The following is a 7,284-nucleotide window of genomic DNA, read 5'->3' as shown; positions in this document are numbered from 1 at the left end:
GAATCATTTTCACGGTTTGGATTTTAAACTCTTTGTCGTATTTCTGACTCATCTTCGGACACCTCGATTTTGCTAGGTTTATTGTTGCATTCTCGATTCTCGGTGTCCACTATTTAGTCTAGCATCAGTTACTGGTTTCAATTCCTCATAGGTACGATCAAAACGATGGCGAATCCGGCATCGAATGGCACGACAGCGAGGTTTCAATCCCTCATAGGTACGATCAAAACTCCAAAAATGCCCGAAAAATAAGGCATTTGAAAAGGAGCACTGCCACCCATAATTCACCATTTCCAACCCCAGTATATCACTGAACCATTGTCCCATCAGCATTTTCATGTTTTTTCAATTGTCGTCGACCCCGGGGATTTTTACAGCACCAGGGATCGACGACAAAGATTCATTTCCTCAATTCTGGGGTAATTTATCTCCCGAGCGACCAGCTTCAGGCACAAAACTACATCTTGTTTACTTCAACACGAATCCGTCCCATGTTCATCCACGACCCATTGTCGACACCGATCCATTCCCCCATTCTCAACAGCGGGATGAAAGGTGCAATCGAGCCAATATATACGGCTTGCCCGACAACACCTCCGGTTTTGACCGATCCACCACAGTCAGACCGGGGCGTTTTCCGCCACTTCAATTTCATCCGATCCAATTTGATATGTTCCATCGCTTCCCGTAAACCGGGATCATCTTTAGTCTTCTTGATAGACGGGGAATCGGGACAAAGAATGGACAACCGCCGCCACAGACATTCGATCAAAGCCGTAAATCGCGGAATCACACTGTTGCTGCCGCTGCCGATCAGATCGATCGGATAGACAAATCTGATCATGACGCTCGATACAGGTCCGTCATCTTCCGGAAACCGAACGGAAGACGGAACGACCTTCGCCATATCCAATTTTCGACCACGTCCATCGTAAATCCGGTTTCCATCCGGTATCGTCAGAACTTCCAACAACTGCGGCCTTGCGATTTCCGCATCCTTCATACCCAATTCCATATCGTCCAGCGCCAATATTATAAGCGGCAACAATTGCACAGTATCGCCCAATAGCGCGAATTCAACCGTCAGCCTGTCATGCTGACTTCCCATCTCACCGGAATAATGAAGCACGAATCGCGGCGGACGCTCCCTGTTTAGCAAACGATCATAAGGACACCCGTGATCATGCCGCTGCTCACGCACCGCCTCTCCGCCGCATGTGCATGACAATCTTTTCATCGCATGTTCAAACGATCGAGAAAAAGACGCTCGCGACGGTTTTGCGCTGCCATCCGACGTCTCCAGTCCGAAGCAGGCACGAAACGCATGGATGTTCACCTGCTCCACAGCCTGCCTGATCAATTGATCAATCTGCATCCTAAAGAACATCCCCGTTCCATGATGCCGTAACACTGTATTTTTGCGCAAATTTCTTGTTCAGATAGTCAATATAATCCTCAACAGCGCGATTGAAATTGGAGATCCCCGCATCGATACCGAAATGATCAGACAAGATGCTCTTCGTCTTCTTAGGCCAATCCTCACCAAGCAGACTCAAGACATCATCGCGTTCGGTCCCCCGAAGCTGATGTACTCGGGTATTGCGAACTTCAATATAAAAAACGTTCATGCGACGGAACCATTCCGAATTGGCAAATGCCGCCCACTTGCCGCTCTGCCTCAATACTCTCGTGCAAAAATAACGGTCTGATTCCTTATCGTCATGGGTGTCCACCACCAGTTTCAGCCAATCCGGAAGATCGGCGGACACTCTCTTCAGGAAATGGCCCCATCTTTTCCTTTCCCCATTCTGACGGGCCAACGAATATCCGACGGCATCGAAAAATGCCACTTGAATGATCCATTCATAAAAACTGCTCGCAACATAGGCGAATTCGTTCCACTGCCCGCTGTCCCAGAAGAAGAGCACCTTGTGCAGATACTCACCCATGAGCGCCTTGAGTTCGGGAGCGGACAGCGCATCCGAATCAATGCGCTGGTATTTCGCCATGCCTCGTCCCAGTGTCTCGAGTTCACGCTTCATCCGGTCATGGAAAGGCTCGCCGGCAAAGGCCGAATGGCATTTCCGCAGAATCCGCAACGCCCGGTCAAAACAAAACAGGTAGCGTTCCTGTAGCAGACGTATCCAGTCTCCCGCCTCCTGCCTGCAATCATGCAGAAAGGAAAAAGAGGCGGAAGACATCAGGAGGATAGCTTCATTAAATTGACGGGACTCCAGCAATTTTTTGAGAAGCCTGAAAATATCATCGTGACGCAACAATTCGTAAGCCGGCAATTGACGGATAACCGATCCGTCATCGACCATATGTACCGAAAAACATTCCCGTTTACGCGGGAAGTGCAATCCGCTGTAACCCATGAGCAGATAGGTGCACATGGCCGGCGCTCCCGCCGTAAAACTGGCGTACAGCTCATCCTCATGCTGGACGCCGAGACGTTTCAGCTGATCGACTGTCATGATATCTTTATAAAGATAGACCATCTGTTCATAATCCGCAGGATTGCCGCGGACATGTATGCCTTCCACCCGGAATCGAACGCCGAAGTAATCGGTCTCCTGTGCCAAATATTGAATGATGCGAAACGCCCAATAGGTATCTTTGGAACGTCCCGGAGCACTTCCGGCCTCATTCGGGTTCTGATGGGTATAAAACGCCACAAGGACATCGGGCGGGAGCTTCCTTTCGAGCAAATGATCGACAATCGCCCGAATCAATGGAACATCAAGATCTTCAACATCACAGGTGTCTTTCAAATATTGATACAACGATTCGCACTCTTGGGCATAATTTTTAAGGCGTCTTTCTTCAGGCGGCTTGCCTCTGTCGGATTTATATTGAATATCAGAAGCCCCCAGCGAAACGAAAATCCATCTGCGCAAGTCGATCCTCTCCCACTGTCAACGGCAATGTCAACGCGAACGCGTACTGCACGACTTCCGGATGAGCAGGTGCGAGATTTTGCAGCATTCTGCCGGACCAATTGCGGTGCGCATTGCTTCCCGTGAACACGGATCCCGGAACAAGACGAGTGAAAGGACGCTTGAACGGATTACCCGACGTTGCCAATCCGTCACCCAACTTTCCGTACTTCGTATCAATCCGGTAACAGCCATGAACCGGGTCATGCGGAGCCGGAACGCCATGGCTCAGCCACATATGGGCATCGGCATCCGGCCGATTGAACCATGCGTCACGCGCGATATATTCCTCTACTTCGAATCGGCCCATGCCGACGGATTTCCGCTTTCCGAATCCGACCAGTCCGGCCCTTTCCATGTGGAACTTGAGTCTCTCCAGTTCCCGATCATCCTTCACCCTCGCATAAATGGATATCGTTGTTTCTTCTTCTGGCAGTCCGTATTGTTCTACCGCATATAATCCGTCCTCATTCAGGCTGCGATGGCTGTAACGGCTGATCACATTATGGTGGACAACAGACTCGCGCGGTTCGCCCTTGTCAGACAGCGAATCCAGGTCATCATACCGGCCTTGGATCAAAGCATCCCGGTCGATCCAACGAAGCGATTTGCGCTTCTTCGCTTCGATCGCTTCTTCAAGCTCGAGTAAAGGCTTATCCGGTCGGCGAACCGGCGGCAGCATCGGACGGGGAAGCCATCTGCCGACAAACCCGTCCGACAGGATGATGGGCGGCTCACCGCCTTCATCGTACGCATCAAACCATTCCTTCAAGGCTTGCTCGCCCTCTTCATATCGAATCGACCAGGCGAGATGTCCGAACAATGTATCGGCCTGCCATGGCGTCATCCAGTCGGACAAGGGACGAATGACAATCTCAATGTAATGCATACGGCTCTCCGTTCAACGTAACGTGATCAAATACAATCTTTCCGTAACCGCGCGAACCCGATCCGCCCAAATAATCCTGCTCCAAGAGGCGCATCGCCTCCGTCACGACCTTTAGATTCTCTTCCGCCTCGTTTGGGAACCAATCGAAGTTGCGAACCACGATCTCAAATTCGAATTCTGTACCTGCAGGTACCCGCTCGTTGGTGCGTAAAGTACCGTGTTGAGCAATGCCGATTTCACGATGAACGGACGTTTCCTGTTTCAACTCGAGGAAGGAATCTCCAAGTTCTTCCCGCCGCTTGCGGAAATGTTCCTCCCATTCCGGAGTCAGACGCGCATCACGCACCAGAATCCGCGTAGGACCAAAATTGTGGCTCGGATTTTGATGCGGGCCGAATACACGGCTGACGGGACAGTCTGTATCTTCCGTGCCGTCATCTTTTTTTCCATTGTACGGCGTTCCGTTCTTGCCGATTTTCCCAAGCTTCAATTCCAACAAGCTGCGCATTTTGCCTTTCAAGGACGATCCCGGAATATACGGCATCATGGTAATTGGATGTTTGATGACTGGGTTGTCCAGTCCGCCGATCTCCAGCGTCTCCCTTGAACCTCCGATGCGCAGCGCCGTCTCGCAACGGATGATGCCGCGAAGAACACTATATCCAATCAAAGATTTGGTCATGAAACGACACCTCTATTCTTTGAAGAATGCGACAACACATTCGAAATGCGATACGAAAGTTTTGAAAGCCTTCAATGACTGCTCGGCATGCGGAAGGTTGGCTACGATAAATTGATAGAACAGAAAGGGCGTGTTCCCGGCCTTGCGATTGGCAGCATAGTGTGCACTCGGCTTAAGCTTCCAGATCCTTTCCCTGACTTGCTCGAACTCCAATCCTTCCGCGATTGAATTGATGATTCTGACTTCATTGTAGAAGTTGCGCAAAGCGGAAGCCGTCATTTTGCCTTGTCTGAATTTGGTTGCCAGTTCTTCCGGCCAATCGATGAACAATTGCCTGAAGGGATAACCTTTTTCATCGAAATAACCGTTGGCGAGGTACCCATCCGGCAATGTCATCGGAATATCGTTTCTGCCGCCTCTTCCTGACCAGCCTTGTCCGGACCGACCATCGAAGCGATTCTGACCATGATGGTGCCCGCGATTTCCATTGAAACCCTGACTCATGAATCTCCCTCTTTCGCTCGATATGCGGCAAACAACCGATAGACAGCAGGCATGAGATACCAGTCCCGCGCCGCCTCATCATTCGGAAACCGCCTCAGGGATTCCGCCCATTCCAGCAGCTTCCGGCGTTCATCTCCCAATTCATTCTTGATCGGCAGCTTCTCAGTCCTCCGAATGGCGTAATTCAGCAACGCATTGTACCGCAAACCATCAATTTTTCCATCACGAACATATGTCTCGCGCAATTCCCACAGTTCAAGCAATCTTCGGATGAACTGGCTGCTGCAAACGCCCTTTTTCACCCATTCGGTCCATTGTTTTGCGCGTTCCCATATCGTTGGCAAATCATTCCATTCCACCGTAATTCCGCAGATCGCCACCTGGTTGCGTCCCTCTTTTGCGGATCTGAACGGATTGGTCTTGTCCTTCGCCTCTTCCAATCGCCTGTCGGCTTCACGCGCGAAGGTGGCGATGGGAGCCCGCGGCGGAACGAACAGCAAACTTGCCGACAATGTGACCTCCGGATTGCCTTCAACAAATTGCTCAAATTCCTGCCGAAGCCACATGGCGAAGTCAGGCAACTCCGACCAGGGTCCGATGATGAACAAATCATCGCCGCCGGAAAATACGGTATAGAGATGGGGGAATTGGTCGCGCAGTTGCACGGTCAACCGTTCACCGAAGAAATCTTCCAATTGCCTTGAGGCTTTCAAATATTCCGCGAAGGAGTAATCACCACGCTCGGACCGCAGTCCATATGACAATAAAAGCCCAAGACGATCCACATCGGCTTTGAATATGCCCAGCATCTTTTTGCCCGTGGACATGTCGGCAAGTCCTTCAAAATGAATCGGCGCCCCGTCCTTCTGGGGGATGTAATTGGAGATGTAAGCATGGCTCATCCAGCATTCGGAATCCGATCCTGACGGATCATACGGACGGTCTACCCATCGTTCCCAGTACCCCGCTCTCCTCATCGATTCCGGCAAATATCCCGCATCTCGCAAAAGCCATACATCGTATCGATCCCACAAGACACCGGCGTGTCTGCCCTGAACGGCGTGGTTAAACGATTCATTCGATATTTTCCGGCCGATCCACATGGCTTGAGACTTGGGAAGCATCAGGCCGTTCTGCTCATCCTGGCTGCAATATTCGCATAATGTCTCATCTGCGGCAGCATCCTGAACGGGATGCCTCCGGCAACTGATGCAGTACGCGCCGGACTTGCGCTCATGAAGCCAGATGGAATCGTGCCAACGTTCTTCATCCTTCAACAGGCGGACGGCAGGCTGCATCTTCGAACGTTGAATATCCTGGTGCAAATTTCCGATGACGTCCGAGATGGAACCCAACTGATCAATCGATACCACTTGCGATGAAAGGTGAAGATGCAACGAACCGTGATACCTGGCGTACAAGTATCGCTCCATTTCCTGCCGGACAGGTTCCAATTGATCATGTTCACGAACCGCCAACATGAAAATGCCGCCAGCCGTCATGATCAGGTGCCGATAAGACAGTCCCAAGGCATCCAGAATGTACAATGCCGCCGTTTTGGCGATAAGCGACAGATGGAAACTTCGGGAACGAAGCCTTTTCGCTACTCCGCCTTCACCGATGTGCGCAATGGCAAACAGATAGGATTGGATCCCGGACAGGTCTCCCAATACAAGTTGGAAGCGCTTGCTTTCATCCAAAGAAACAGCCGTCCTGACCCGCAATTCGTCATATAACGACGAGAACGGACGTTCCGGCAGCGCTGCATCCTTTAAATGTCTGCGCCCCCAATCCAATAGCCAGTCGAAGCGGCCCGATTGATGCAGCGACGTCTGACTGTTCCATTCTGCCAGCAAGCGTGTTTTTTCCGATTCGGTCAAGAGTTGAATATTCCTGATGTTTGGGAGCTGTCCGTCATGCTTCAATTTGATGTGAGCAAACCGGTTCAATGATCTTGCCAGCGGACGTTCCAGCACATCCTGCAGCCAATCCAGCGTCTCCCGCCAAATGCGATCCGTTTGCAAATTCGTCCCCCTTTCCTGTTCTCACCTGTAGGAAATAGGCTACAGGAAAATCAGACCATCTTACTATATATGTTAATGATTCCCTGTCGAAATGCAATTTTAATTTCTCCGTTGTCTGAGTCAAGCTAGTGTGGGCACCTTTTTTGGATTCTGGATGCGAACTTGAAAAGAACCTTTCCCTTGTAAGCGCTTTTGATCTTCTTCCTTATGGGATTGGCGATTCATTTTTCTGGTATTAGTATCCTC

At 50.7% G+C, this 7,284-nt stretch carries 6 protein-coding genes; all 6 read right to left on the bottom strand.

Features of this window, described 5'->3' with window-relative positions:
* Window positions 1–457 precede the first annotated feature (457 nt).
* On the bottom strand, window positions 458–1,375 hold the full coding sequence (locus BAA01_00535; GenBank protein ID OUM85173.1) for a hypothetical protein: 918 nt from the start codon (window positions 1,373–1,375) through the stop codon (window positions 458–460).
* 1 nt (window position 1,376) lies between these two features.
* Window positions 1,377–2,900, bottom strand: a complete 1,524-nt coding sequence (locus BAA01_00530; GenBank protein ID OUM85172.1) for a hypothetical protein — start codon at window positions 2,898–2,900, stop codon at window positions 1,377–1,379.
* On the bottom strand, window positions 2,863–3,828 hold the full coding sequence (locus BAA01_00525; protein ID OUM85171.1) for a hypothetical protein: 966 nt from the start codon (window positions 3,826–3,828) through the stop codon (window positions 2,863–2,865). Before BAA01_00525 ends, BAA01_00530 begins: the two co-directional genes overlap by 38 nt.
* Window positions 3,815–4,510, bottom strand: coding sequence for a type III-A CRISPR-associated RAMP protein Csm3 (locus BAA01_00520; protein OUM85170.1), 696 nt, complete (start codon window positions 4,508–4,510; stop codon window positions 3,815–3,817). Before BAA01_00520 ends, BAA01_00525 begins: the two co-directional genes overlap by 14 nt.
* A gap of 12 nt (window positions 4,511–4,522) precedes the next feature.
* The gene (locus BAA01_00515) at window positions 4,523–4,906 is read right to left on the bottom strand and encodes a type III-A CRISPR-associated protein Csm2 (protein ID OUM85169.1); all 384 of its coding nucleotides are present in this window, start codon (window positions 4,904–4,906) and stop codon (window positions 4,523–4,525) included.
* 104 nt (window positions 4,907–5,010) lie between these two features.
* Window positions 5,011–7,038, bottom strand: a complete 2,028-nt coding sequence (locus tag BAA01_00510; GenBank protein OUM85168.1) for a type III-A CRISPR-associated protein Cas10/Csm1 — start codon at window positions 7,036–7,038, stop codon at window positions 5,011–5,013.
* Window positions 7,039–7,284: the final 246 nt, after the last annotated feature.

The sequence above is a fragment of the Bacillus thermozeamaize genome (genome assembly GCA_002159075.1).
GTDB lineage: Bacteria > Bacillota > Bacilli > ZCTH02-B2 > ZCTH02-B2 > Bacillus_BB > Bacillus_BB thermozeamaize.
The sequence above is the reverse complement of the archived record's forward strand: the minus strand, read 5'-3'. Positions and strand labels throughout refer to the sequence as shown.